This window comes from Rhizobium sp. WSM409, assembly GCF_057653825.1.
Map to the genome: position 1 here is coordinate 4,673,491 of NZ_CM172794.1, position 23,933 is coordinate 4,697,423.

The following is a 23,933-nucleotide window of genomic DNA, read 5'->3' on the forward strand; positions in this document are numbered from 1 at the left end:
AGCGGCCTATTGCCGGCAGGAGAGTTCCCATGCGGCCAATGATGATGCTTCTGATATTGCTCGTTGCAGTATCGAGCCTCGCCCCGGCGTCCGCCTTTGCCGTCGACTGGACGAAATCCGTCGATCCGGGCGTTCAACCTCTTTATCCCTACAAAGGTCTTCCCGGCGTCAAGGCGCAGCCGGACAAGAAGGAAGAGGAATCCTACAATTGCCGCACCGAAACCGTGCAGATCCGCCGCCGCTATGACGAGATCTTCCGTTCGGGCGGCATGCCGACGCTGATGTATGTCTGCGAACGCGACGGCTTCATCTCGATGGACGACAAGGTTCCGCTCCGCGGCCACTATCAGCCGGTGCGGTGAGGGGTTTCAGGCGGTCAGCAAAGCCGATGGATGCGCCTGTCTGAAACATTCGATCGGAAGCTCCATCCTGAGATAGTCGAAGCCGGCATTCGCTTCCGATCGATCGACGATCGAATACTTGACCATGCCCTCTTCCTCCGCGCGCCGCAGCGGCAGGCTTTCGGCTGCCGCAAAGCCCAGCCGCTTTTATAGGCCGATCGCTTTTTCATTGTGGCAGAAGACGTGCAACGCGGCGGTTTCGACCCAAGTCGGAGCCGTCTGGCCGGATCCGACTTGTCCTTGAGACTGACGATATCGACCTGCGCCATGAACGACTATCCCTGATTCCGCTCACGCCTTGCGGCAGACACAGTAGCCGCCCGGAGAGGAGGACAGCACGAGCTTGCCGTTCAGAACCGGATCGACTTCGAAGCGGTCGGTTTCCGCCAGATAGTCGGTGACGGCCTTCAGCGGCTCATTGCCGCGCAGCCATACCTTGGAGCGCTTTGTGAAGGCCTGTTCCTCGGTCAGGTGGCCGATGAACGTGTCGGCGACGACGAGGTAGCAGCCTTCCGTTACCAGCGGACCGTAGGCGCGGCATTCCGCCAGAACATGCTCGTAGGAATGGTCGCTGTCGAGCACCACCATCACCCGGGCCCCCGGCGGGATCTCGGCCTTCACGGCGGCAAGCACGTCGTCGTCGACCGAACCGCCCTGGATCATCTTGATGCGGCTCGACATCGGATGGGATTCGATCGACTCGCGATTATGGGCGCGGATGTCGATGTCGATGCCGACAACCTTGGCCGCGTCGTTGCCCATGGCGGCGAGGATCGACGCCATGAAGATCAGCGAGCCGCCGCGCGCGATGCCGGTTTCGATGATGACATCGGGCTTGGTCGCCCAGATGACTTCCTGGGTCGCCAGGATATCGACCGGAAGCTGGATGATCGGTACGCCCATCCATGACCAGAGATAGGAATAGTCGAACTTGTCGAGCCCGATCAGCGTGTTCAGCGATTGTTGGAAACTTGCCTCATCCTTGCCGAGCGCAAGCGACATTTCCCGCTTGTGGGCTTCGAATTCGAGACGATCGTCCTTCGTGGTCATGACTATTCTTTGTCCTTCGCTGTGGGGCTGTCTTAGACCGACTGCCGCAATGCTGTGCTGTTGTGATAGATCCGCCCGGCCGCCACATCGAGCAGCGTTGCCGCCACCCGGTCGATATCGGCTTCGCTCATGTCGTGATAGCTGGGCAGGTTGATCGCGCGGCCCGGAATGCTCCAGGCGTTCACGTTCTGTGGCCGATCCTCAAACATGGAGAGGCTGGAGAGGGGATAGAAGAAGACGCGCGCGTCGATATTGGCGGCCTCGAAGGCCTGCTGCATCATCTCGCGGGTGGTACCCGTCGACGGATGAAAGACTGCGGTCGGCATCCACGCACCGTTGATCGTGCCGCTATATTCCGGGTTCATCGAGATGCCGGGCAGGGCGGAAAGCCGGACCATATAGGCCGCGAGGATCTCCCGCTTGCGGGCGACGAGCTCTTCGATGCGTTCGAGCTGTGCGCAGCCGATGGCAGCCTGGATGTTGGACATCTTGTACTTGAAGCCGATCTCGTCGGGCCAGAACTGCTTGGTTTGGCCGCGAGCCCGGCCGTGATTGCTGAGCGTCAGCACCCGTTCGTAAAGCGCGGCGTCGTTGGTGACGAACATGCCGCCTTCGCCCGTCGTCAATGTCTTTGTGCCGTGGAATGAGAAAGTGCCGAAGGCGCCCATCGAGCCGGCGCGGCGGCCGTGCCAGACGGAGCCGACCGCTTCGGCCGCATCTTCGATCACCGGAATGCCCGTCCGCCTGCCGATCTCCAGCAGTGCGTCCATGTCGCAGAGATTACCGTAGAGATGCGTGGCGATGATGGCCTTCGTCTTCGGCGTGATATGGCGCTCGACCTCGCCCGGATCGATGCACCAGGAATCCGGCAGCACGTCGACGAAAACCGGCTTGGCGCCGAGATGGACGATCGGCGAGACGGTGGCGACCCAGTTGGTGTCAGCGAGGATCACTTCGTCGCCTTCGCCGACGCCGAGCGCGGCCAGGCCCATGTGCATGGCGCCGGTGCAGCTCGAGGTCGCGATGGCGAAGCCGCTGCCGAGATAGGTCTTGAAGTCGCGTTCGAAGCGGTTGATGTAGTCGTAGCAGTGTGCGCCCCAGCCGGTCGCTGCCGCATCTGCGGCATAATCGGTTTCAAGCTGGGTGATGGAAGGCTTGGTGTAGAAGATCCTGTTTGTCATGCCGCTAATTTCTGTTGAATTGAAATCAAGACGCAGGCGCCCGCCACGACGCTAGTTTTCGAAGCTGGCGCGAGGCTCACATGATGATGTGCCGGGCGAGATCGTGCTCGTGGAACACGAGATTGGGCAGGTAGCCCGAGTGCTACGCTGTTGACCGTGATCGCTCCAGCCTCACATAAGGTTCCGATGAAAGATGGAAAATGAGACATTTGTGCCCGCTTGCCCTTCGCAAGGACGTCCGCCGCAAATGCGCCACTTGTTCAGGTAGGAAGGTTTGTAAAGTTCATGACCACCAAGGATGATAGGCAGGAGTTCGAGGCCAGCAAGCGCGAAATGAGCCTCGCTCTAGGTCGTGACACGGATGTCTTCCGTCAGACGCTCGATACTCTGGTGAGCCTGGACAAATACGACTATTCCTATCTGTGGTCTTGGATGGGCATGCCAATCATCCAAATGCCCGCCGATGTGATGGCCACCCAGGAAGTTATCTGGGCCACCAAGCCAGACGTGATCGTTGAGACGGGCGTGGCGCGTGGCGGATCGATGATCTTCCAGGCTGCCATGCTACAACTGATTGGCAAGGGCAAGGTGGTCGGCGTAGATATCGACATTCGCGCCCATAACCGTCAGGCGATCGAATCCCATCCGATGGCGCATCGCGTCGAACTGATCGAAGGGCCATCCACCTCCGCCGAAACCATGGCGAAGGTCAAGGCGTCTATCCCTGAAGGGGCCTCGGTCATGGTCATTCTCGACAGCGATCATAGCAAGGCGCATGTACTGGATGAATTACGCAATTACGCGCCGCTGGTGACAGACGGCCAGTATCTCGTCGTTGCCGATACGATCCTTGGCCGTTACGAACCTTCCCAGGTCCCGACCAAACGCTCCAAGGTTCTCTTACCTGGCGATGAGCCCTTGGTTGCCCTCAATGATTACTTGCAGGAAACGGATCGTTTCGAGTTGGATACCGTCATCAATGGAAAGCTCGTTCTCTCCAGTTCTCCGGGCGGCTATCTTCGATGTGTGCGGTCCTAAGCATGCGATTAATGCGATCAAATCAAAAATTCTCGTCGATTAGTCGACGTACTTTGGGGCCGACGGAGTATGGAGGTATCGGATGCATTTAGGCTCGACATTTTACGACGAGACTGAACTAAGATCCCTGCCGTTCCGGCATCTTGGGTCGAACGTAAAGATTAAAAGAACCGCCGGACTTTTTTTCGTGGAGAATATCTCCATCATGGATGACGCGCGGATCGATGATTTCACCATCATTGTGGCAAGTAGGGAACACGTTGAGATTGGATGTAATGTGCACATCGCGTCACAGTGTTATATATCTGGGAGTGACGGCTTCGTCATGGAGGACTTTTCGGGTTTGGCACCAGGTGTCAAAATCTACACCTCAAGCGATGACTACACGGGTGAAAAGATGACCAACCCGACTCTGCCGCGCCATCTTATTGGCGGCCCTGCTGGGAAAGTCGTCCTCCGCAAACATGTGATTATCGGCTCCAACTCGGTCGTTTTGCCTAAGGTAACAATTGAGGAGGGAAGTTCTGTAGGTAGCCTATCTCTCGTAAATAAGTCTCTCCCTGCATGGGGAGTATACGCTGGTATCCCCGTCAGGCGTTTACGCGATAGATCTCAAAATCTTCTGATCCTTGAGAAAGAACTGCGAGCATCACAGGCCTGATAGGCAAGCTATCGCCCCGCAGAGCGTGATCCACGCGCTGAAGCGGTCGAGATTGTGGACGGCAACCTCGCGCCCCAGCCGGTGGCGGCGGCATCGGCAGCATAATCCGTTTCGAGCTGGGTGATCGAAGGCTTGGTGTAGAAGATCCTGTCTGTCATGCCGCTAATTTCTGTTGAATTGAAATCAAAACGCAGGCGCCCGCCACGACGCTAGTTTTTGAAACTGGCGCGAGGCTCACATGATGATATGCCGGGCGACATCGTGCTGGTGGAACACGAGATTGGGCAGGTAGCCGAGTGCTACGAAATACTCCCGGTCGTTGTCGGCGCTGACGAAGACGGCGGTGCTTTCCAGCGGACTGTCGCTGAGTTTCACTGTCACCTTCACCTTTTCGCTGAGGCCGAGTTCGCGCATCAGGCCTTCGAGCGCGGTGATTTCCGGGAAACCGCCGAGAAGCAGCGTATCGATGCCGATTGCCGAATTCACTTCGCTCACCAGCGTCTGGATGGCGACCATCAGGGGCAGCCTTTCACGGAAACTGCGAATTTCCGGGTGGTCGAGCATCCCGCCCCACATGATGCGGGTATAGAGTTCATAGGCCTTGATGAAGTTCTTGCGCTCCGCCCAGAAGCGAAAGGCGACCGCCATGCGATTGAGAGTGAAGATCTTGCACATCTCGTCATACTTGAGATGCGTCTCGGGCGTCAGGTTCAGCGCCCCGCGCCTGGCTCCCGTATAGAGAAAATATTCAAGCCCGCCGCGATAGCGATCCCAGCTCGTCATGACGTCGTTGGTGCCTTCTTGCGGACGGTCGCGGACGATCGCCGAATTGGCGATGGAACGGTAGAACAGGCGCTGCAGGAAGGAGACCGCGCCCTGATCGAGGAAATGCGCAAGGAACGGGAACGGATAGAAGCAGAATTCCCGCGGGATCCAGGCCGACCGCAGGGTCGACGAGCGGTAGATCGCGATTTCCGGAAAGATGTGGCGTTCGCAGATATACTGGAAGACGTCGCCGAAACTTCCCTGCGGAAACTTCCGATCCTCGTTGACATTGTAGAACTTCGTGATGTCGGTTTTGGCGACTTCGTCGTAGAGGAACCACGGCGCATGGGCGCAGGTCACCTCCTGATTGTTGTCGAGATATCTGATGGTTTCGGCCACCGCATCGGCAATCAGGATGTCATCGTCGGCGAGATAGATGAGGTATTCGCCCTTGCCGAGGCGCAGAGCGCTCGTGACGTTTGCCGCGGCGCCGGCATTGGTTTCACGCTTGTAGTAGCGGATCGGCAGCCCGCGGGCGATGAATTCCTCGACCACCTGCTGCGTGCCATCCGTGGAGGCATTGTCACAGATCACGATTTCGAAGGGAAAGTCGAACTTGTAATCGTTCTCGCAGTAGGTCAGCGCGTTTCTGAGATAGGCTTCGCGGTTATAGGTCGGGATGCAGATGCTGAGTTTGATACCGCTCAAAGGCTTGTCTCCTGGCCGTAGCTGTCAAGCGCGGCGTCGCGCTCGCTGATGATGCTCGGCGTGAACGGCCAGGCGATGGAAAAGGCGGGATCGTCCCAGCGGACGCCACGGGCAAGTTCCGGCACATAGGCTTCCGACATCTGGTAGAAGAGCTCGCAATCATCCTCGAGCGTCAGGAAGCCGTGCGCGCATCCGGCAGGTATGTAGAAGGCGTTGTGATTGATGGCATCGAGCTCGACGGAGGCCCATTTGAGATAGCTCGGCGAATCCGGCCTCAGATCAACAGCCACGTCGAATACCCTGCCGCGCGTGGCGCGCACCAGCTTGATCTCCGGCCGCGGTTGGGCTTGGTAGTGCATACCGCGCAGCGTCCCGCGCTTGTGGTTCTGCGAGATATTGCACTGCGGGTAGACGGGGACGAGACCTTGCGCCGCAAAGGTCTGCGCGTCGAAGGTTCGTGCGAACATTCCCCGGTCGTCGGAGCGCGCGTCGACTTCCACGACAAAGGCGCCCGAAACCGCGGTCGGAAGGAATTTCAACCGAGCACCGTCAGTTCCGGCACGGCGACCGCGAAGCGTCCCCCCCAGGCACCGACCCTGCTGTTGGCCGCAACGACCTCGTTCTTGATGTTCCAAGGCAGGATGAGCACGTAATCCGGCTGCGTTTCGTCCATCTTCTCCGGGGCGTAGATCGGCAGTTTGCTCCCCGGCAGGAAATGCCCCTGCTTGTGCGGATTGCGGTCGACGACATATTCGATGAGGTCGGTGCCGACGCCGCAGAAATTCAGCAGCGTGTTGCCCTTGGCGGCAGCGCCATAGGCGGCGACCTTCTTGCCGCTGCGTTTGGCTTCCGCGAGGAAGGCGAGCAGCCCATCCTTGATCGGCGCTACGCGGCTCTGGAAAGCCTCGTAGGTCTCGACCTTGTCGAAACCGGCGGCTGCCTCATCGGTGCGGACCTTGGCAAGTCCGCGGCCGATTGCGTGAACCATGGACGTTGCGCGGCAGGCAAGCACGCGGAGACTCCCGCCATGAGTCGGCAATTCTTCAACGTCAAAGATCTTGAGGCCGTGCGCCGCGAAGACCTTTTCGACGGCGAGCAGCGACAGATAGTAGAAATGCTCGTGGTAGACAGTGTCGAACTGGATATTTTCCATCAGCCGCAGAAGGTGCGGGAATTCGACGCTGACGACGCCGTCCGGCTTCAGTACGGCCGAAAGTCCGCCGACGAAATCGTTGATGTCGGGCACATGCGCCAGCACGTTGTTGCCGATGACAATGTCGGAGGCAAGGCCGCGGGAGACGAGATCGGCAGCGGTTTCCCTGCCGAAGAAGCGCGCTTCCGTGGGAACGCCGATCTGCCGTGCCACTTCCGCGACGTTCTCGGCCGGCTCGATGCCGAGCACCGGCACGCCGGCTTCGACGAAATGCTTGAGGAGGTAGCCATCATTGCTCGCCACCTCGATCACCTGCGATGTCTCGCTGAGACCGAAGCGCTTGCGCGCCATGATCGTAAACTGGCGGGCATGCTCCACCCAGCCGTCGCTGTAGGAGGAGAAATAGGCATAGTGGCTGAAGATATCCTCCGGCGGAACGAAGGCATCGGCCTGCACCAGCCAGCATTCAGAGCAGACGAAGGCGCGCAGCGGATAGGAGGGCTCCGGCTTGTTGAGCTGCTCTTCCGTCAGATAGGCGTTGGCGAGCGGCGTCGAACCCAGATCGACGAAACGATGCTTCAGCGGAGCGTTGCAGAACCGGCAATTGTGCGCTGTCATGATACTGTTTCCTCATATGCCGCGATCTGGCCGAGCGAGAAGGCGCGCATGTCTACGCCCTCGCGGTTGGCCTTGTACCAGGCGGCAGTCCAGTCGATTGTCTGTTGCAGGCTGAGCCGCGGGCGCCAGCCGATGGTGTCGAGCGCAAGCGCCGAGCTCAGCGTCAGCGCCGGAGCTTCCGGCAGATGTTCGCCGGGCGCAAGCCGCCACACGTCTTCGACGCAGTGCGCGCGTCCGAGCGCTTCGGCGAGTTCGGAAACAGTGGCGAAGCTTTCGGGATGCGGACCGAAATTCAGTGCATCCGGCAGATCCCTGCCGCGCTGCTGCGTCAGCACCTCAGCGAAGCTCAGATAACCGCCAAGCGGCTCCAGCACATGCTGCCAGGGGCGGATCGCCGCGGGATAGCGCAGCATGATCGGTTCACCGCCTTCGAAAGCGCGGATGAAATCCGGGATCAGCCGGTCCTTCGACCAGTCGCCGCCGCCGATGACATTGCCGGCGCGGACCGTGGCGAGCCTGAGATCTCGCCCTTTGAAGAAACTGTCGCGGTAGCTCTGGCAGACGAGTTCCGTGCAGGCTTTTGAATTGCTGTAGGGGTCCTTGCCACCGAGCGTATCGGTCTCGACGAAGGGTATGCCGCTGCCGTTATTGGCGTAAACCTTGTCGGAGGTGATGACCAGCACGGTCTTGACGGAGGGCGTCTGCCTGACCGCGTCGAGAACATTGGCCGTTCCCATGACGTTGGTCGAAAAGGTCTCGGCCGGGTTCTCATAAGAGCGCCGCACCAGAGCTTGCGCCGCCATATGGATAACGATCTCTGGCTCGAAACGCCTGGAGAGATTAAGAAGCGCCTCGGCGTCGCGGATATCGACGATGTGATGGCTGCGATCGTCCCAGGGAGCGAGCTTGCGATAGAGCGATGGTTCGGTCTCGGGCGCCAGCGACACCGCGGAAACCTCGGCGCCGAGCCGCTCCAGCCACAGGGAGAGCCACGATCCCTTGAAGCCGGTATGTCCGGTCAGGAAAACCCGCCGCCCATTCCAGAAGTCCGTCAGGCCCATAGCTTCCACGGTGCCTTTCCGGAACTCCAGAGCTCCTCGAGCTGGTTGCGCTCGCGGAGTGTATCCATCGGCTGCCAGAAGCCATCATGCTTGAAGGCGGCGAGCTGGTTGTTGGCGGCGAGCCATTCCAACGGTCCGGCTTCCCAGATCGTGTCGTCGCCCGGGATGAGATCGACCACCGAGGGGTCGAGCACGAAGAAGCCGCCGTTGATGCGCTGGCCGTCGCCCCTCGGCTTCTCGATGAAGGAGGTGATGTACTGTCCCTCGATATTCGTGGCGCCGTAACGTCCGGGCGGAGTGACCGCGCACATCGTCGCCTTCAGGCCATGGCTGCGATGGAAAGCGACCTCGGCGGCGATATCGATGTCGCCGACGCCGTCGCCATAGGTCATGCAGAAGGGTTCGCCTGGCGTCAGATGGTCGCGAATGCGCCCGAGACGGCCGCCGGTCATCGAATGCATGCCGGTATCGACCACGGTCACGCGCCAGTTCGGTCGTGTGCCGCCGTGATAGTTGATGCTGTTGGAGGCGAGGTCGACGGTGATGTCGTTGTGGTGCAGAACAAGGTTTACGAAATATTCCTTGATCAAATAACCCTTATAGCCGGCGCAGATGATGAAATCATTGAGCCCGTGATGAGCATAGATGCTCATGATGTGCCAGAGGATCGGCATGCCCCCGATTTCGACCAGAGGCTTGGGTCGGATACTGGTTTCCTCGGCAAGGCGCGAGCCAAGGCCACCGGCAAGAATTACGACTTTCATCCCAAGCGAACTCCAGAGTGTCTCGTCAAGCTCCGGCAGACCGCCCTCGGAGCCATCCGGGCTCTCGACAGGCGGAACGGCCGTATGTTCATCCTTGCCCCGGTATCCGATTTCGTTCTTGTGCGAGGCTTGCGGGGGTGTCGGAACGGGAGCCGCGCGTTTCGCAGGCCGTGCGTTGAGCAATGGAGCAGCTTGCCGTTCGGCACATCCCGTTCGGCCGAAGGCACGTCCTTCCAGTTTTACGAGGAGCGCCAAGCGGGCGCAATTGATCCGACCAGAAGCGGCCGATCCTGATAGTAAAGCGTCAGATAGCCGGCCGATTGCCCCCGGGCAAAGGCCCGGCGCGTCGGCGGGAAGAAAAAATCCCACTTCGGAATCCCGAAATTCCCCCGCTTCGGGATTCCGAAATTCGACGCCTTTCGCGGGCTGTCGCCGTGGAGAAACATCCAATGATTTCAATCCCGCAGCCAATTTCGGGATTCCGAAGTGCTATATAGATTATGGTGGGAGTCCCCCCGCGCCGCCAAACCTTGGCCGGATCGTGTGCGGTTATGCCTCCAGACGAAGCTGGAAGGAAGCGTCGTCTGCCTCGACGACCTTGGGCTTACGCTTTGTTGCCGCACGGCGTGCTGGCTTGGTGGTTTTCGGCCGAGTGTCGGAGCCGAGCTCGTCTGCCTCGGAGCTGGGCACCAACAGGCCGACCGCAGGCCCCGTAGCGGCTACCTCAATGACCGGCTTCGGCTTCGGCATTTCAATGGCCGGCTTGGCAGCTGACACCTCGCGGGCCTTTATAGGCTCGGGGGTGCTGGCTGGGGTTGTGGCGAATCGGATCATCAGCAAAACTCCATCTGTTCGCTTTATGTTCGCATTTGGGAGTGAGGGAGTCAATGCAGGCCAGCTATCAAGAGCGGCAGGAATAAACATCTAGAAATGAGGGCTTCGGAGAGATCTTGGGAGCTATTGAGCGAACAAGCCTTTGAGCGCATCGCGATTGGCCTTTGTTGCAAGGCACCTGCGCAACTCTAGTTGGAAAGGCTTAACTCCTTGATCTTGGTAGTGATCAAGAATGGAATGGTGCCCAGAAGAGGACTCGAACCTCCACACCCTTTCGGGTACCAGCACCTGAAGCTGGCGCGTCTACCAATTCCGCCATCTGGGCGACGGAGAGCGATGTAAGGGGGTGGCTCCTGACTGTCAACTGGGTTTTTGAAGTTTTTCTGACAGTTGGCGAGAAAGCCGCTGATCACATGGGCGGGAGTGGCGCTAGGCGGGGCATAGCGCTTCGGTGGTCACGCCCTATATAAAGGAAATATCGAAAGGAATGCCACATGCCTATTGCTCGTACGCTTCTGCTCGCCAGTCTTTTAGCTCTTCTATCGCCCGCAATCGCCGGGGCCGATTCGCTGAAGCTGGGCAAGCCGGGGGTCGGGCCGCTGAACACGGGATCGACGCTCTGCGATTTTCGCGGTTGCTTCGGTTTCGGGCCGCAGCAATGGCATCGTCCCGCCTATGTCCAGCCGAACTACCGTCCACGCGGCGCGGGGCCGACCTATTATCGGCCGGGCGCTGCCGGACCGCCGCAACTGACCTATGATCCGCCGCCGGTGCGCAGGGTGCAGCCGAAGCCGCGTGACATGAACAGCCATGCCGCCTGGTGCAGCAACGAGTACCGCTCCTACAATCCGCGGACCGACCGTTTCCTCACCTATGAGGGCATCTACAAGACCTGCCGCTCGCCCTACCGCTGAGCTGTCAGCTTTCGAGCGAGGCGCGGTCGACATGGCCGAGATCGCGGCCGGGCTCGACGATGTCGCGGACCCGCTGTTTCAGCTCCTTCGGCCCGGGAAAACCGCCGTCGCGCTTGCGCTCCCAGATCAGATCGCCATTGACGCGGATCTCGAAATTGCCGCCGGTGGCGGGGATCAGCGCCACTTCGCCGAGGCTGTCGGAAAAAGTATGCAGCAGCTCCTGCGCCATCCAGCTGGCGCGCAGCAGCCAGTTGCACTGGGTGCAGTAGAGGATCGTGACGCGGGCTTTTTCGGTCATGGCGATGTCCTTTCGTTTGCTGAGATTTAAGCCCTGTGGCGCGTGCGCGCAATCGCCCTCGCAGAGCATGATGCCGAAAAGTGTGAGCGGTTTTCGGGCGACATCATGCTCTAACTATTTAATTAAGAACAGGATTCAGATTTTGGGCCGAACCGGCCTAAAGCCTCAATCCTGTTCTGGCGTCTTGCGCGCCGCCCTCCGCCATGGTCTCTTCCCGTGGTCGGCCATACCGGGAAGAACTTATGCGCGTCGCAGTCATCGAAAACATGCGGAATACCGGCCTCGGCGCGCTTGCCGCGGCCCTCGACGAGGCGGGAGCGGAGATCGAGTGGTTCCGGGTGTGGCAGGACGGCATCCTGCCGAAAGATATATCCGGCCATGACGCGCTGGTCGTTCTTGGCGGCGAGCAGAGCGCGCTGGATGACCAAACCCACCCCTATCTGCCGGAACTCGTCCGGCTCACCCGCCGCTTCGGCGATGCCGGCAAGGCCGTGCTTGGCATCTGCCTCGGCAGCCAGATCCTCGCCCGCGCCTATGGCGCCGACAATCACTTAGGAATCGCCCGCGAATTCGGCTGGCACGGGATCGGCGTCACCGCCGAGGGCCGGACCGATCCGCTGCTGTCGGCGCTTGGCGGCGAATTCACCATCTTCGAATGGCATGCCGATACGTTTTCCCTGCCTGAGGGCGCGGCGCGCCTCGCCTCGAGCCCCGTTGCAGAGAACCAGGCCTTCCGCATCGGCCGCGCCGTCTATGGCACCCAGTTCCATTTCGAGGCCAATTCGGAGGTCGTCGCGCAATGGAAGGCCGAATTTCCCGATACGATCGCGCGCATTGCGCCGGGCTGGCTGGAGAACCATGCCGAACTGGCGGCAAGACACGCCGGTGCAGCCGATGCCGCGGGCCTTGCCATCGCACGCGCCTGGGTCAGCCTGATCGAGCGGGAAGAGGTCGAAATGCTGTCGCAGGCCTCGGCTTGAGGGGTGATGCGATGCCGGCCAGCGAACGCGAGAAGATGGCGGCGGGCGAATGGTATTGCTGCCTCGATGACGAGCTTGATCTCTTGCGCCGGCAGGCGCGCTTAGCCGTCCACGCGCATAACACGCTGCCGCCGGATGAGCGTGGCGTCGTCGCGCCGGCCCTGAGGGCGCTCTTTGCGCATGCAGCACTCAATGTCTTCATCGAAGCGCCGTTTCACTGCTCCTACGGCATCAATATCACTCTCGGCGAACGCGTCTATTTCAATGCCGGCTGCACCATTCTCGATTCCGGCCGTGTGAGCATCGGCGATCGCAGCATGTTCGGCCCTGGAGTGCAGATCTATTGCGCCGAGCATCACAAGGAGCCGGCACTGCGCAGCACCGGCATCGAGATCGCCCGGCCAGTGACGATCGGCAATGACGTCTGGATCGGCGGCAGCGCCATCGTCCTCGGCGGCGTCACGATCGGCGACGGTGCGATCGTCGGCGCCGGTGCAGTGGTGACCAGGGATGTGCCGGGCCGGCGCAACCGTGGTCGGCAATCCAGCCCGCATCCGATAACGCCGGCAAAGCGGCCGCGATGACCTCGCCATCTCGACAGCGACGAAAGTTCCGCTAGATCAAAAGGCAAAACGGGAGGACATCATGAGCGAGCGAACCTTACCCACCGAAGGCGGCTGCCGTTGCGGCCGGGTGCGGTTGAAGATCAGCGCCCCGCCGCTGCTCACCATGGCCTGTCATTGCACCGGGTGCCAGAAGATGACATCAAGCGCCTATTCGCTGAGTGCGGCCATCCCGAGCGAAGGCTTCGAGGTGACCCAAGGCGAGCCGGTGATCGGCGGCCTGCATGGCATCACGAAGCATTATTTCTGCCCGCATTGCATGAGCTGGATGTTCACCCGGCCGGAAGGCATGGACTGGTTCGTCAATCTGCGCGCGACCATGCTCGACGATCCGAGCTGGTTCACCCCCTTCATCGAGACATGGACGAGCGAGAAACTGTCCTTCGCCGAGACTGGCGCGGTGCACAGCTACGAGGCGTTGCCCGAGATGGAGGCCTATGAGGGGCTGGTGAAGGAGTATATGGCGCGAAGTTGATCTCAGAAGCCCTGGAAGAGAAAGTCCGTGGCGCCGATGATGGCATCGCTTTTGCCCGATAGATCCGCCACCACTTTTCCAATTTCCGCGGTCGGGACCGATGCCATGCGCTGGGTGGCCATCACATAGGTTTCACCCTCAATAGGAAAGCGTGGGTTCAGTCGCGAGATCGACCAGCTCAGTTCCTGTACTGGATGCAACGGAACCATGACGCGCGAAGGCAGATCGTCAAGCAGATTGGCTTGAAGATCGATGGCCAGGAGATTTCCGCTTTTAAGGCGATAGACGTGAAAGCGTGCCATTAAAACTGACGGTATTTGGCGAAGGGCAAGCCGTGCTTTTCAACATATTCGTTCTCCAGACGGATAGCCTCAGCGTTCTCGATACGCCAAAGCCGCTCGCGCTCCGCCTTTATGGCCTGTGCGATGCCGTCTTCCGCCGCCCGGGATATGTTGATCTGAAGCGCGCGCGCCTGGGAGACCAGATTTTCGTCAAGAGACAGGTTCGCTGCTTTTCTCGTCTGCTGAGCCATAACGATCTCCTCAATTTTATGCGCAGATGATATGCGCATAAAATACCGTTGAGAAGCGTTATTCGTCGCCCATCTTCAGCGCTGCGATGAACGCTTCCTGCGGAATTTCCACCTTGCCGAACTGGCGCATGCGCTTCTTGCCGGCCTTCTGCTTGTCGAGCAGCTTGCGCTTGCGGGTAGCGTCGCCGCCGTAGCATTTCGCGGTCACGTCCTTTCGCAGCGCCGAGATCGTCTCGCGGGCAATGACGTTGCCGCCGATCGCCGCCTGGATCGGGATCTTGAACATGTGCTTCGGGATCAGCTCCTTGAGCTTCTCGCACATGTCGCGGCCGCGCTTTTCGGCGGCCGTCCGGTGCACCATCATCGACAGCGCGTCGACCGGTTCGCCGTTGACGAGGATCGACATCTTCACGAGGTTGCCCTCGCGGTGGTCGGTCAGCGTGTAGTCGAAGGAGGCATAACCCTTCGAGATCGACTTCAGCCGGTCGTAGAAATCGAAGACGACTTCGTTGAGCGGCAGGTCGTAGGTCAGCATCGCACGCGTGCCGACATAGGTAAGCTCGATCTGGATGCCGCGCCGGTCCTGGCAGAGCTTCAGGATGCTGCCGAGATAATCGTCGGGTGTCAGGATTGTCGCGCGGATCCACGGCTCGTGGATTTCCGAGATTTTGACGACATCGGGCATGTCGGCCGGATTGTGCAACTCGCGCTCCGTGCCGTCGGTCATAAACATCTTGTAGACGACCGAGGGTGCGGTGGCGATGAGGTCGAGGTCGAACTCGCGCTCCAGCCGTTCCTGGATGATTTCCAGATGCAGCAGGCCGAGGAAGCCGCAGCGGAAGCCGAAACCGAGAGCCGCCGACGATTCCATTTCGAAGGAGAAGGAGGCGTCGTTGAGGCGAAGCTTGCCCATGGCGGCGCGCAGATCCTCGAAATCGGCGGCGTCGACCGGGAAGAGGCCGCAGAACACCACCGGCTGCGCCGGCTTGAAGCCCGGCAGCGCCTGGGCCGTCGGCCGCTTGTCCTCGGTGATCGTGTCGCCGACGCGGGTATCGGCCACTTCCTTGATCGAGGCGGTGATGAAGCCGATCTCGCCGGGGCCGAGGCGGTCGATATTGACCATCTTCGGCGTCAGCACGCCGACGCGCTCCACCTGGTATTTCGCATCGGTGCCCATCATCCGCACCGTCTGGCCCTTGGTCAGCACGCCGTCGATGACGCGGACGAGAACCATGACGCCGAGATAGGCGTCGTACCAGCTGTCGACGAGCAGCGCCTTCAACGGCGCCTTTTCGCCGCCGGGGCTCTTCGGCGCCGGTAGCCTGTGGACGATCGCTTCCAGCACATCGGGAATGCCGAGGCCGGTCTTTGCCGAAATCAGCACCGCCTCCGAAGCGTCGATGCCGATCACCTCCTCGATCTGTTCCTTGATGCGGTCGGGTTCGGCGGCCGGCAGGTCGATCTTGTTGAGGACGGTGACGATCTCGTGGTTGTTGTCGATCGCCTGGTAGACGTTGGCAAGCGTCTGCGCTTCGACGCCCTGGCTGGCGTCGACGACGAGCAACGAGCCCTCGCAGGCCGACAGCGACCGTGAGACTTCATAGGCGAAGTCGACGTGGCCGGGCGTGTCGATCAGGTTGAGAATGTATTTCTCGCCGTTGTTCGCCTGGTAATGCAGGCGCACGGTCTGGGCCTTGATGGTGATGCCGCGCTCGCGCTCGATATCCATATTGTCGAGCACCTGCTCGGACATTTCTCGCTCGGCAAGGCCGCCCGTCGTCTGGATCAGGCGGTCGGCCAGCGTCGATTTGCCGTGGTCGATATGGGCCACGATCGAAAAGTTGCGGATATGGGACAGCGGAGTGGTGGAATTGGTGCTCATGCGCGCCATATAGCAGCGCCGCCCCCTGCCGCAAAGCGGTAATTATCCTGCTGTTTACGCTATTTCGTCCTGTGCCGGGCGCCGATCAGACCGGCCACGTCTCCAGCCGCCAGGCCGAATCCCAGAACATCCATTCATATTGCGAGGCGCGCACGAAGACATCGGTCATTTGCGCCCGCTCCACCGGCGATGCGGCGCGGGCGGCGATGTCGGTCAGCGCGATCACTTCGCGGGCACCGGCGGCAAATTGCGGATCGCCATAGGTGTTGATCCAGGCCTGGAAAGCATTGCCTTCGATAGCAGGCCGGTTCTTGATCGCTTCGCCGACATGCCAGTAGATCCAGAAGCAGGGAAGGATGGAGGACAGCGCCACCGCGTAGGAGCTGTGATAGGCGGTGGCAAGCAGGAAGTTGGTATAGGCAAAGCCGGCAGGCGAGGGTTCGGCTGATGTGACGTCGGCAGACGTGATGCCGAACTGGGTGAGGAAGCCGGCATGCAGGCCCTGCTCGACGGTGATTGCCTTCTGTGCCGAACCGAGGAAGCGCAGGACCTGCGCATTGTCGGGTGCCTTGGCCGCGACGATCGCAAGGCATCGCGCATAATGCTTGAGGTAGAGCGCATCCTGCAGGATGTAATGGCGGAAAACCTCCGGCGGTAGCGTGCCGTCCGAAAGCCGCTGCAGCAGCGGCAAGGCCTCGATTTCAGCCATGATCGGCGCGATCCTGTCCCAGGCGGCAGCCGTGAAGCTTCCCGTCAGTTCCGTGCTCTGCGTGCTGGCGTCCATCACTCTCTCCTCGGATTACGCCGCCATATATGGACGGCGCAGCGGCGAAAGCAAGGCGCGTTTGGCCGCTTTTCGTAGGCACTTGATTCCATTATCAGATAATGTATTTCTCTTATAGTGGAATCATTGGACTGGTAAATTGGACGGGAAAATGGAACCGGAACTCGAACAGGCGATCGGCATCCGCATCCGCACGCTGCGGCAGGAAAAGGCTTTGACGCTCGATGATCTTGCTGCGGCCTCCGGCGTCAGCCGGGCGATGATCTCGCGCATCGAGCGGGCGGAGGCGAGCCCGACCGCCTCGCTGCTGGCCAGGATCTGCGCCGCGCTTGGCCTGTCGCTGTCGGCCTTCTTTGCGGAAGACGGGCAGGCCTCGCCGCTCGCCCGGAGGCAGGAACAGCAGGTCTGGCGCGATCCGGAGACGGGATATATGCGCCGGTCTGTTTCACCCCCGGGCACGGCTTCGGATGTCGATATCGTCGAGGTTGAATTCCCGGCCGGCGCCCGCGTCAGCTTCCCCCCGCATGCGAGCGTCCATGGCATGACGCAGCATATCTGGCTGTTCGACGGCGAGCTGGAGATGACGGCGGCTGAGACTGTCTACCGGCTGCGCCCGGGGGATTGCCTCTTCATGCCGGTCGGCGAGGGTCACGTCTTCCACAATCCCGGCAATATGCCGGCACGCTATTGCGTCGTGCTCGATCGCGGCGGCCGATAACAGCTTTCATTTCAGGAGAACAGTATGCCCGCTATTCGTATCCTTTCCGCCGAGGAGGCCCGCGCTGCCGTTCCGGCCCTTTCGCAAGTGCTTGTCGATTGCGTCGCGGGCGGTGCCTCCGTCGGCTTCATGCAGCCCTATGGGCCTGAGGACGCCGAGCCCTATTGGTGTGATGTCGCCGATGCCGTTGCCACCGGCGGCAATCTGCTACTGGTCGCTGAACTCGACGGCAGGATCGTCGGCACCGTCCAGGTGGGTGCCGCGCAGATGCCGAACCAGCCGCATCGCGGCGATCTGAAGAAGCTGCTGGTGCATCGCTCGGCCCGCGGCAGGGGGCTCGCCCGGCTGCTGATGGATGCCGCCGAACGCGAGGCAGCAAGCCGCGGCAAGACCCTGCTCGTGCTCGACACGGCAACCGGCAGCGATGCCGAGGCGATCTATCCGCGCTTGGGCTGGCAGCGCGTCGGCGTCATCCCCGATTATGCGCTGTGGCCGGAAGGCGGCTTCTGCGCCACCACCCTGTTCTACAAACGGCTCGCCTGATTGCGCCGGTCCCGCTCATGCCGGCCTGGCGAAGACCGGAAACGCGCCGCCAAGCGTCGCGCCCGCCGTCCATTGCGCGGCATTCCAGCCGAATTGCCGCGCCGCTTCGACATTCACCGCCATATCGTCAATGAAAGCGATTTCGCCGGGCAGCACGCCGGCCCGCTCGGTCGCCATTCGGAAAAAGTCAGGCGAAGGTTTGCTGTGCCCGAGTGCTGCGGAATAAATGATGTCGTCGAAATGTGCGTTAAGGCCGATCTGCTCCATCAGGTAGCGCGCCCGCCTATGCTCCTGGTTGGTCGCCAGCAGGAGAGTGATGCCGCTTTGCCTGAGAGCGGCGAGTTCTTCCAGCAGATTGCGATCGAGGCGGGAATCGTTTTCGAACCAGTAGTCGATCAGCGTTTCAGCGCTGAGGTGGGGCGCGATCTTTGCGAGAACGCCGGCGAGCCTCGGCTCCAGCGCCGCGCGGCCGATGATGATATCGCCCCAGTGGGTCTGGAAGAATTCCTGCTGCAGCAGGTCGAGGCGCAGCCCGAGATCGCGCTCGAGATAGGTGAAGAGAGGCAGGCCATCGGTCGGGCGACCATGAATGAGCACGCCGTCGACATCGACCATCAGCACTTTCATGCGGAAAATTTCCTCGTTCTCAAATCACCGGCGAAGGTGGCGTCATTATTCCAGACGATCAAGAGGTCGCGCGGCTTTTTTGTCGGGGCCGAGCCGTGTAAATCTCCATTGTCAATCAAGGGCAAGATCTGAAATGCGCGTCATCTATTCCGAAGATCACAAGCTGCGCGATGCCAGGACCGAGCTGCACGCCGGCCAACTGGTGACGCCCTTCGAGGCGCCGTTCCGCGCCGAATGGATTCTTGCGGCGGTCAAGCAGGCGGGCTTCACCGACGTCGTGGCGCCCGATCCGCACGGACTGGAAACGGCTCGAAAAGTACATGATCCCGCCTATCTGGATTTTCTCGCCACCGTATGGGACCGCTGGGTGGCGGCTGGTTTCACCGGCGAGGCGATCGCCAATTCCTTTGCCGTTCGCCGCACCAGCCAGCGTGTACCCGACAATATCGTCGGCGCGATCGGCCACTACGCCAATGCCGCCGATACCTCGATCACCAAGGGCTCCTACGAGGCGGCGATCGCTTCCATGCGCTGTGCTATATCAGGCGCCGACTGGCTGACGCAGGGCAATCGCTTCGCCTTCGCGCTCTGCCGCCCGCCCGGGCACCATGCCGGCATCGATCTCTTCGGCGGCTATTGCTTCATCAACAATTCGGGCGTCGCGGCACAGCGGCTGCTCGATAGCGGTGCGAGGAAAGTCGCGGTGCTGGATGTCGATTTCCACCATGGCAACGGCACCCAGGATATCTTCTATCGCCGCGGCGATGTCTTCACCGCCTCGCTGCATGGTGATCCCATGCATGCCTTTCCCTATTTCCTCGGCCATGCCGACGAGGAAGGCGAGGGCGAGGGCGAAGGTAGCAACCGCAACTATCCGATGCCGCCGGGCACGCCTTGGGATGTCTGGTCTTCGGCCCTTGCCGATGCGCTCACCCGCATCAAGACATTCGGCGCCGAGGCGGTCGTCGTGGCGCTCGGCGTCGATACCTTCGAGCGCGATCCGATCTCCTTCTTCAGCCTCACCTCGGACGATTTCACCCGCATGGGCGCGATGATATCAGCCACCGGCTTGCCGGTGCTCGCCTGCATGGAGGGCGGTTACGGCGTGCCGGAGATCGGCCTTAACGTCGCCAACGTCCTCAAGGGTCTGGAAGCCTGATCACCGCCGATGACCGACGAGACCGTTCCATCCGATATCCCGACATCCCGCATGCTGAGCTGGGCGCGCAACTCCGCTATCTATCGCCTGGAGCGACGGATGATGACGGAAAAGCAGCTGTTTGACGCCATCAGCCGCAAGGCGAAGGAGAAATTCGAGGATATCAGCGCGGCGCAACTCAAGGCCATCGCCGATTTCGCGGTCAAATTTGCCTATGACAACAAGGTGCTCGACGACAGCGCCTATGCGGAGATCAGCACGCGCTCTGCCGTGCGCGGCGGTAAATCGAAGCGCGCGATCGCCCAGAAGCTAGCTGCCAAGGGCGTCTCCAGCGACAAGGTTGGGGCTGCACTTGAAGAGGCTGACGATCTCTATGCCGCAGCGATATTTGCCCGCAAGCGCGCCTTCGGCCCCTTCCGCCGGGTCGAGCTTGACGAAAAGCGAAAGGCCAAAGAGCTTTCGGCTTTCGCCCGCAACGGCTTCAGCTTCGATATCGGCAGGAAGATCTTCGACATGAGCTTCGAAGACGCGGAAGAGGTCATCCTCGCCGGCCGATCTTTGGTGCCTCAGCATCAGCGCTCTTGATCCCGGCATGAAAAGATTGAATTTGGTTCTCCCCCGTCTTCGGCTTAGAACCGCGCCAGGATCGGGGGCCACATGGACATCAAGAATATCGAGACCGGCACGGATAGCGCAGCCTTGATTGCGCAGCCGGGCGTATCGTCGGCTTCGGGCGGCTTGGCGGCCGGTGTCGCGATGTGCCTGATGTCGATGTCGTCGATCCAGTTCGGCGCGGCACTGTCTTCGTCAGCCATTGCGACCTATGGCGTTGCCGGCGCCACCTGGCTGCGGCTTGCTTTCGCGGCGATCATCCTTGCCGCCGTCATCAGGCCTTCGGTGCTGCGTTATAGCGGCGCCCAATGGCGGGCGACATTGCTGCTCGGCACGACGACGGCTGCCATGACGCTCTGCTTCTTCGCTGCGATCCAGCGGCTGCCGCTCGGTCTGGCGATCGCCATCGATTTTCTTGGGCCGCTCTCGGTCGCCGTCTTCGGCTATGGCCTGACCTGGCGGCTCACCTGGCCGTTGATCGCTGCGGCCGGCATTCTCTTCCTCGCCCATGACGGCGAAGGCTGGGTCGGCAATTCCTCAGGCGTCCTCTTCGCCCTCGGCTCGGCTGTGGGATGGGCGGTCTATATTCTGCTGACGAAGAAGGTCGGCGCCGCCTTCAAGGGGCTGGAAGGTCTCTCGATGTCACTGCTCGTTGCCGGCCTCGTCGCAACTCCTTTCGGTCTTGCCGAGACAGGGGGCGCTTTCACGCTGAAGGGACTGGTCGAGGTTCTCGGCCTTGCCATTCTTGTGCCGCTCTTGCCCTATGCGCTGGAGATGGTGGCGCTGCGGCGCATGCCGTCGGCATCATTCGGCATCTTGATGAGCCTCGAACCGGCGCTCGGCGCTCTCGCCGGCTTTCTGATCCTCGCCCAGCCGATGACCGCGCTGCAGATGCTGGGTACTGCGCTCGTCGTGGCGGCCAGCGCCGGCGCCACCGCCTCGGCGGCGAAGAGCTAGAAAAGTGTCAGCGTTTTTGGGAACGCCGTCTCTACAAGATGGATCAGGCGGGTTTGCGGGCGGGATCGTCGAGCGCCGGATTGTAGAACAGCGACAGTATCAGGCTCTTGGCGATCCGCTCCGCCGTTGCCATAAACCAGGCCTTGGCCTCCGGCGTTGGCGCGATATCGTCAAGCGTTGCGGCAAACAGCGACAGCCACTTCGGAAAGAGATCGGGTGTCAGGTTCTGGACACCCGTATGCGCCTGCACCGGCTTGCCACCATAGGCGCCGCTGCGGAAGGCAACGGCCGACCAGAAGCTCTTCATTTTCGCCATATGCTCCGGCCAGCGCCCGGATAGCCTGGCGTCGAACACCGGGCCGAGATCGGGATGCGCGAGCACGCGCCCGTAAAAGGTCTCGACCAGCCTGTCGATGAAGGCCGCGTCGACGCCCATTTCCCGCATCTCCGCCTCCGCCCTTTCGCGGATCGCCGCGACATGGGCAGGGCGGCCCTGAATGTCATTGTCCATTCCAAAACCCCGGCGCCGCGTGATGCGGCGCCCTCTCATATAGGTATTTATGGCAGCGCGCCAAAGTCGTCCGCGCCGCTTGCGGCAATCTGTCAGCAGCCTGCGGCGCCGCGCGTTTTTTCGAGCCGCGCAAAAGGACGCTGTAGCACTTTGAATTGCCCCACGCACTTGACCGCCACCGCCGCGCTCTTTAGATTTAGAATAATTCTAAAAATTGGAGAAGATCATGCTGGCGCGGTTTTTCAGATCCTCGAAACGATCCTTCGAATCGCTGTCCGAGCAGGAGATCCTTGCCCTTGGGATCGCCTCCGAGGAAGACGATGCCCGCATCTATCTTGCTTATGCCGACAGGCTACGCCGCGATTTTCCGGCCTCGGCCAAGGTCTTCGAGGATATGGCCGAGGTCGAGGATACGCACCGAAAATCGTTGATCGAAATCCATCGCCAGCGTTTCGGCGAGCGCATCCCACTGATCCGGCGCGAGCATGTGCAGGGTTTTTACGAACGCAAGCCCGACTGGCTCAGGGCAAACCTTTCGCTGGATGCGATGCGGCAAGAAACCGAGGCGATGGAGGAGCAGGCCTATCGTTTCTATGTCGAGGCGGCAAAACGCACCTCGGACGCCTCGACGCGTGAGCTTCTCGGCGATCTCGCCCTCGCCGAACAGGGACATGAGGATATCGCCCGCATGCTAGGCGACAAACATACGCCCGAAGACGTCAAGCACGACGAGGACGCGACGGTGCATCGGCAATTCGTGCTGACCTATGTGCAGCCGGGCCTTGCCGGACTGATGGACGGCTCGGTCTCGACGCTGGCGCCGATCTTCGCCGCCGCCTTTGCCACCCAGGATACCTGGCAGACCTTTCTCGTCGGTCTTTCGGCCTCCGTCGGCGCCGGCATCTCGATGGGCTTCACCGAAGCCGCCCATGACGACGGAAAGATCTCCGGCAGAGGCTCGCCGGTCAAGCGCGGACTTGCCTGCGGCATCATGACGGCGCTCGGCGGCCTCGGCCACGCACTGCCTTATCTGATTCCGCATTTCTGGACGGCGACGATCACCGCTGCTGTCGTCGTCTTCTTCGAGCTCTGGGCCATCGCCTTCATCCAGAACCGCTACATGGAAACCCCCTTCCTGCGCGCCGCCTTCCAGGTGGTGCTCGGCGGCGGTCTGGTGCTCGGCGCCGGTATCCTGATCGGGAATGGGTGAGGAGCGGTCGGGCGCAGCCCGAGCAATCGATCCAGCGAATCGATTGCAGCGACGAACGCCCTGAGCCCAAAGCGAAGGGCCGGGAGACGGTGCGGCATCCCAAACCAACAAAACAAAAAGGCCGGCAAACCGCCGGCCTTTCCACATTCTCTATTGCAACTCTTACCGCAGCGCGCCGACCAGGACGTCGCGGCCGTTCTCGATGGTGACCCAGCGGCCGGCATTGTAGCTCGACTGGCGCTTGACGAAGGAATAGGGCGTCCCAAACCACGGCTTGACGTCGGAAGCGAGGTTGTCGAGCACGAAATCGCCCTCGGCGGTGCGCAGCGTCAGCACGGCATGGCCTTCGCCGTCCGGCTTGCGCACGACGGTCATCAGCAGGTCGGCAGCCGAAAAGCCGCGCTGGATCAGCATGCGGCGCTTCAAGAGCGCGAAATCTTCGCAGTCGCCGGCGGTGGTCGGATAGGCCCAGACCTCATCCTTGCCGTAGATTTCCTTGTCGGTCATCGGCGTGATCGTGCGATTGACCGTGGCGTTGACCGAACGCACGAGCGACCACTTCCCCGGGTTCATGGCGACCGGGCCTGCGTTGCGGTTTGCGCCGCATTCACTGCGGTGGATCTGACAGAAATCGTAGTGGCCGATCGGCTGTGAGGTGGCATTGCCCGTTACCATTGAAGCATTTCTGCTTGGGGCCGGTATGGCGGCCGTCGCCATCGCAAACACGGCCATCATGGCCACAAAGATACCCTTGATCCGCACGCCCGCTCTTTCCTTGCATCGCCCCTTATTTATTAACAAAGTGTTAATGGAGAGGGCGCAAAAGAGTCAATCGTTACTTCTTGGGAGGACCTTGCGACTCGCCGACATGGTT

At 61.0% G+C, this 23,933-nt stretch carries 29 protein-coding genes, 1 tRNA gene and 1 pseudogene; 13 read left to right on the top strand and 18 right to left on the bottom strand.

The features are described 5' to 3' along the window. Positions 1-29 precede the first annotated feature (29 nt). Positions 30-362 carry a hypothetical protein gene (locus tag AC25BC_RS22815; RefSeq protein WP_012759752.1) on the top strand — a complete coding sequence of 111 codons (333 nt, stop codon included), beginning with the start codon at positions 30-32 and terminating at the stop codon, positions 360-362. Positions 363-692: 330 nt separating this feature from the next. Here the strand turns inward: AC25BC_RS22815 and AC25BC_RS22820 are convergent, their stop codons facing one another. Beyond that, the gene (locus AC25BC_RS22820; RefSeq protein ID WP_012759754.1) at positions 693-1,451 is read right to left on the bottom strand and encodes a cephalosporin hydroxylase family protein; all 759 of its coding nucleotides are present in this window, start codon (positions 1,449-1,451) and stop codon (positions 693-695) included. A gap of 32 nt (positions 1,452-1,483) precedes the next feature. Next, on the bottom strand, positions 1,484-2,632 hold the full coding sequence (locus AC25BC_RS22825) for a DegT/DnrJ/EryC1/StrS family aminotransferase (RefSeq protein ID WP_128438464.1): 1,149 nt from the start codon (positions 2,630-2,632) through the stop codon (positions 1,484-1,486). Positions 2,633-2,917: 285 nt separating this feature from the next. Between AC25BC_RS22825 and AC25BC_RS22830 the strand changes: the two genes are divergently transcribed. Together AC25BC_RS22830 and AC25BC_RS22835 are read left to right on the top strand one after the other, a co-directional pair. After that, a complete protein-coding gene (locus AC25BC_RS22830; protein WP_128438465.1) occupies positions 2,918-3,670 on the top strand; it encodes a cephalosporin hydroxylase family protein in 753 nt (250 codons plus the stop codon). Between the two features lie 82 nt (positions 3,671-3,752). Next, a complete protein-coding gene (locus tag AC25BC_RS22835; protein WP_012759757.1) occupies positions 3,753-4,331 on the top strand; it encodes an acyltransferase in 579 nt (192 codons plus the stop codon). An 8-nt stretch (positions 4,332-4,339) separates the two neighbouring features. Here AC25BC_RS22835 and AC25BC_RS22840 read toward each other — a convergent pair whose 3' ends face one another. The 8 genes from AC25BC_RS22840 to AC25BC_RS22875 all read right to left on the bottom strand — a co-directional run bounded on the left by AC25BC_RS22840 (position 4,340) and on the right by AC25BC_RS22875 (position 10,559). Beyond that, positions 4,340-4,489, bottom strand: coding sequence for a hypothetical protein (locus tag AC25BC_RS22840; protein ID WP_157628347.1), 150 nt, complete (start codon positions 4,487-4,489; stop codon positions 4,340-4,342). Positions 4,490-4,565: 76 nt separating this feature from the next. Continuing rightward, complete coding sequence (locus tag AC25BC_RS22845) at positions 4,566-5,804, bottom strand: glycosyltransferase family 2 protein (RefSeq protein ID WP_128438466.1); 1,239 nt, start codon at positions 5,802-5,804, stop codon at positions 4,566-4,568. Beyond that, positions 5,801-6,343, bottom strand: a complete 543-nt coding sequence (gene rfbC, locus AC25BC_RS22850; RefSeq protein WP_017995730.1) for a dTDP-4-dehydrorhamnose 3,5-epimerase — start codon at positions 6,341-6,343, stop codon at positions 5,801-5,803. Before rfbC ends, AC25BC_RS22845 begins: the two co-directional genes overlap by 4 nt. Then, positions 6,340-7,575, bottom strand: a complete 1,236-nt coding sequence (locus AC25BC_RS22855; RefSeq protein ID WP_128438467.1) for a class I SAM-dependent methyltransferase — start codon at positions 7,573-7,575, stop codon at positions 6,340-6,342. Before AC25BC_RS22855 ends, rfbC begins: the two co-directional genes overlap by 4 nt. Continuing rightward, complete coding sequence (gene rfbG, locus AC25BC_RS22860) at positions 7,572-8,636, bottom strand: CDP-glucose 4,6-dehydratase (protein ID WP_017995732.1); 1,065 nt, start codon at positions 8,634-8,636, stop codon at positions 7,572-7,574. The genes AC25BC_RS22855 and rfbG overlap by 4 nt, the downstream gene beginning before the upstream one ends. Further along, positions 8,627-9,400 (bottom strand): glucose-1-phosphate cytidylyltransferase, encoded by a 774-nt coding sequence (gene rfbF / locus AC25BC_RS22865; protein ID WP_113546556.1) that lies wholly within the window; start codon positions 9,398-9,400, stop codon positions 8,627-8,629. Before rfbF ends, rfbG begins: the two co-directional genes overlap by 10 nt. A gap of 549 nt (positions 9,401-9,949) precedes the next feature. Then, positions 9,950-10,234 (bottom strand): poly(hydroxyalkanoate) granule-associated protein, encoded by a 285-nt coding sequence (locus tag AC25BC_RS22870; protein WP_128438468.1) that lies wholly within the window; start codon positions 10,232-10,234, stop codon positions 9,950-9,952. A 238-nt stretch (positions 10,235-10,472) separates the two neighbouring features. Beyond that, positions 10,473-10,559 (bottom strand) — tRNA-Leu (locus AC25BC_RS22875). Positions 10,560-10,728: 169 nt separating this feature from the next. Here AC25BC_RS22875 and AC25BC_RS22880 point away from each other — a divergent pair. Next, a complete protein-coding gene (locus AC25BC_RS22880; RefSeq protein ID WP_128438469.1) occupies positions 10,729-11,148 on the top strand; it encodes a BA14K family protein in 420 nt (139 codons plus the stop codon). Between the two features lie 4 nt (positions 11,149-11,152). Here AC25BC_RS22880 and AC25BC_RS22885 read toward each other — a convergent pair whose 3' ends face one another. Further along, positions 11,153-11,446 (bottom strand): Rdx family protein, encoded by a 294-nt coding sequence (locus tag AC25BC_RS22885; protein WP_003544579.1) that lies wholly within the window; start codon positions 11,444-11,446, stop codon positions 11,153-11,155. A 203-nt stretch (positions 11,447-11,649) separates the two neighbouring features. Between AC25BC_RS22885 and AC25BC_RS22890 the strand changes: the two genes are divergently transcribed. From AC25BC_RS22890 to AC25BC_RS22900, 3 genes and pseudogenes are all read left to right on the top strand, one after another. After that, complete coding sequence (locus tag AC25BC_RS22890) at positions 11,650-12,426, top strand: type 1 glutamine amidotransferase (protein ID WP_206642362.1); 777 nt, start codon at positions 11,650-11,652, stop codon at positions 12,424-12,426. An 11-nt stretch (positions 12,427-12,437) separates the two neighbouring features. After that, positions 12,438-12,987: pseudogene (locus tag AC25BC_RS22895) on the top strand (sugar O-acetyltransferase). A gap of 84 nt (positions 12,988-13,071) precedes the next feature. Next, positions 13,072-13,524 (top strand): GFA family protein, encoded by a 453-nt coding sequence (locus AC25BC_RS22900; RefSeq protein ID WP_012759767.1) that lies wholly within the window; start codon positions 13,072-13,074, stop codon positions 13,522-13,524. Positions 13,525-13,526: 2 nt separating this feature from the next. Here the strand turns inward: AC25BC_RS22900 and AC25BC_RS22905 are convergent, their stop codons facing one another. The 4 genes from AC25BC_RS22905 to tenA form a co-directional block, all read right to left on the bottom strand. After that, complete coding sequence (locus AC25BC_RS22905) at positions 13,527-13,826, bottom strand: CcdB family protein (RefSeq protein WP_012759768.1); 300 nt, start codon at positions 13,824-13,826, stop codon at positions 13,527-13,529. Further along, positions 13,826-14,056, bottom strand: coding sequence for a type II toxin-antitoxin system CcdA family antitoxin (locus AC25BC_RS22910; RefSeq protein WP_012759769.1), 231 nt, complete (start codon positions 14,054-14,056; stop codon positions 13,826-13,828). The genes AC25BC_RS22905 and AC25BC_RS22910 overlap by 1 nt, the downstream gene beginning before the upstream one ends. Positions 14,057-14,114: 58 nt before the next feature. Next, positions 14,115-15,947, bottom strand: coding sequence for a translation elongation factor 4 (gene lepA / locus AC25BC_RS22915; RefSeq protein WP_012759770.1), 1,833 nt, complete (start codon positions 15,945-15,947; stop codon positions 14,115-14,117). A 76-nt stretch (positions 15,948-16,023) separates the two neighbouring features. After that, a complete protein-coding gene (gene tenA, locus AC25BC_RS22920) occupies positions 16,024-16,722 on the bottom strand; it encodes a thiaminase II (protein WP_012759771.1) in 699 nt (232 codons plus the stop codon). 151 nt (positions 16,723-16,873) lie between these two features. Between tenA and AC25BC_RS22925 the strand changes: the two genes are divergently transcribed. After that, positions 16,874-17,440 (top strand): helix-turn-helix domain-containing protein, encoded by a 567-nt coding sequence (locus AC25BC_RS22925; protein WP_012759772.1) that lies wholly within the window; start codon positions 16,874-16,876, stop codon positions 17,438-17,440. 24 nt (positions 17,441-17,464) lie between these two features. Continuing rightward, entirely contained in the window at positions 17,465-17,983 is a 519-nt protein-coding gene (locus tag AC25BC_RS22930) for a GNAT family N-acetyltransferase (protein WP_012759773.1), read from the top strand. A gap of 15 nt (positions 17,984-17,998) precedes the next feature. Here the strand turns inward: AC25BC_RS22930 and AC25BC_RS22935 are convergent, their stop codons facing one another. Beyond that, positions 17,999-18,610 carry an HAD family hydrolase gene (locus AC25BC_RS22935; RefSeq protein ID WP_012759774.1) on the bottom strand — a complete coding sequence of 204 codons (612 nt, stop codon included), beginning with the start codon at positions 18,608-18,610 and terminating at the stop codon, positions 17,999-18,001. A 133-nt stretch (positions 18,611-18,743) separates the two neighbouring features. Here AC25BC_RS22935 and AC25BC_RS22940 point away from each other — a divergent pair, with 133 nt between their 5' ends. The 3 genes from AC25BC_RS22940 to AC25BC_RS22950 all read left to right on the top strand — a co-directional run bounded on the left by AC25BC_RS22940 (position 18,744) and on the right by AC25BC_RS22950 (position 21,338). After that, complete coding sequence (locus tag AC25BC_RS22940; protein ID WP_012759775.1) at positions 18,744-19,769, top strand: histone deacetylase family protein; 1,026 nt, start codon at positions 18,744-18,746, stop codon at positions 19,767-19,769. A 9-nt stretch (positions 19,770-19,778) separates the two neighbouring features. Then, a complete protein-coding gene (gene recX, locus AC25BC_RS22945) occupies positions 19,779-20,354 on the top strand; it encodes a recombination regulator RecX (protein ID WP_012759776.1) in 576 nt (191 codons plus the stop codon). Between the two features lie 72 nt (positions 20,355-20,426). Then, on the top strand, positions 20,427-21,338 hold the full coding sequence (locus AC25BC_RS22950) for an EamA family transporter (RefSeq protein ID WP_012759777.1): 912 nt from the start codon (positions 20,427-20,429) through the stop codon (positions 21,336-21,338). A gap of 43 nt (positions 21,339-21,381) precedes the next feature. Here AC25BC_RS22950 and AC25BC_RS22955 read toward each other — a convergent pair whose 3' ends face one another. Next, positions 21,382-21,849, bottom strand: a complete 468-nt coding sequence (locus tag AC25BC_RS22955; RefSeq protein WP_003544609.1) for a group III truncated hemoglobin — start codon at positions 21,847-21,849, stop codon at positions 21,382-21,384. Positions 21,850-22,075: 226 nt separating this feature from the next. Here AC25BC_RS22955 and mbfA point away from each other — a divergent pair, with 226 nt between their 5' ends. Continuing rightward, positions 22,076-23,059, top strand: a complete 984-nt coding sequence (gene mbfA, locus AC25BC_RS22960) for an iron exporter MbfA (RefSeq protein WP_012759778.1) — start codon at positions 22,076-22,078, stop codon at positions 23,057-23,059. Between the two features lie 162 nt (positions 23,060-23,221). On the opposite strand, the gene AC25BC_RS22965 is transcribed toward mbfA, so the two are convergent. Then, a complete protein-coding gene (locus AC25BC_RS22965; protein ID WP_012759779.1) occupies positions 23,222-23,821 on the bottom strand; it encodes a transglutaminase-like cysteine peptidase in 600 nt (199 codons plus the stop codon). Positions 23,822-23,933: the final 112 nt, after the last annotated feature.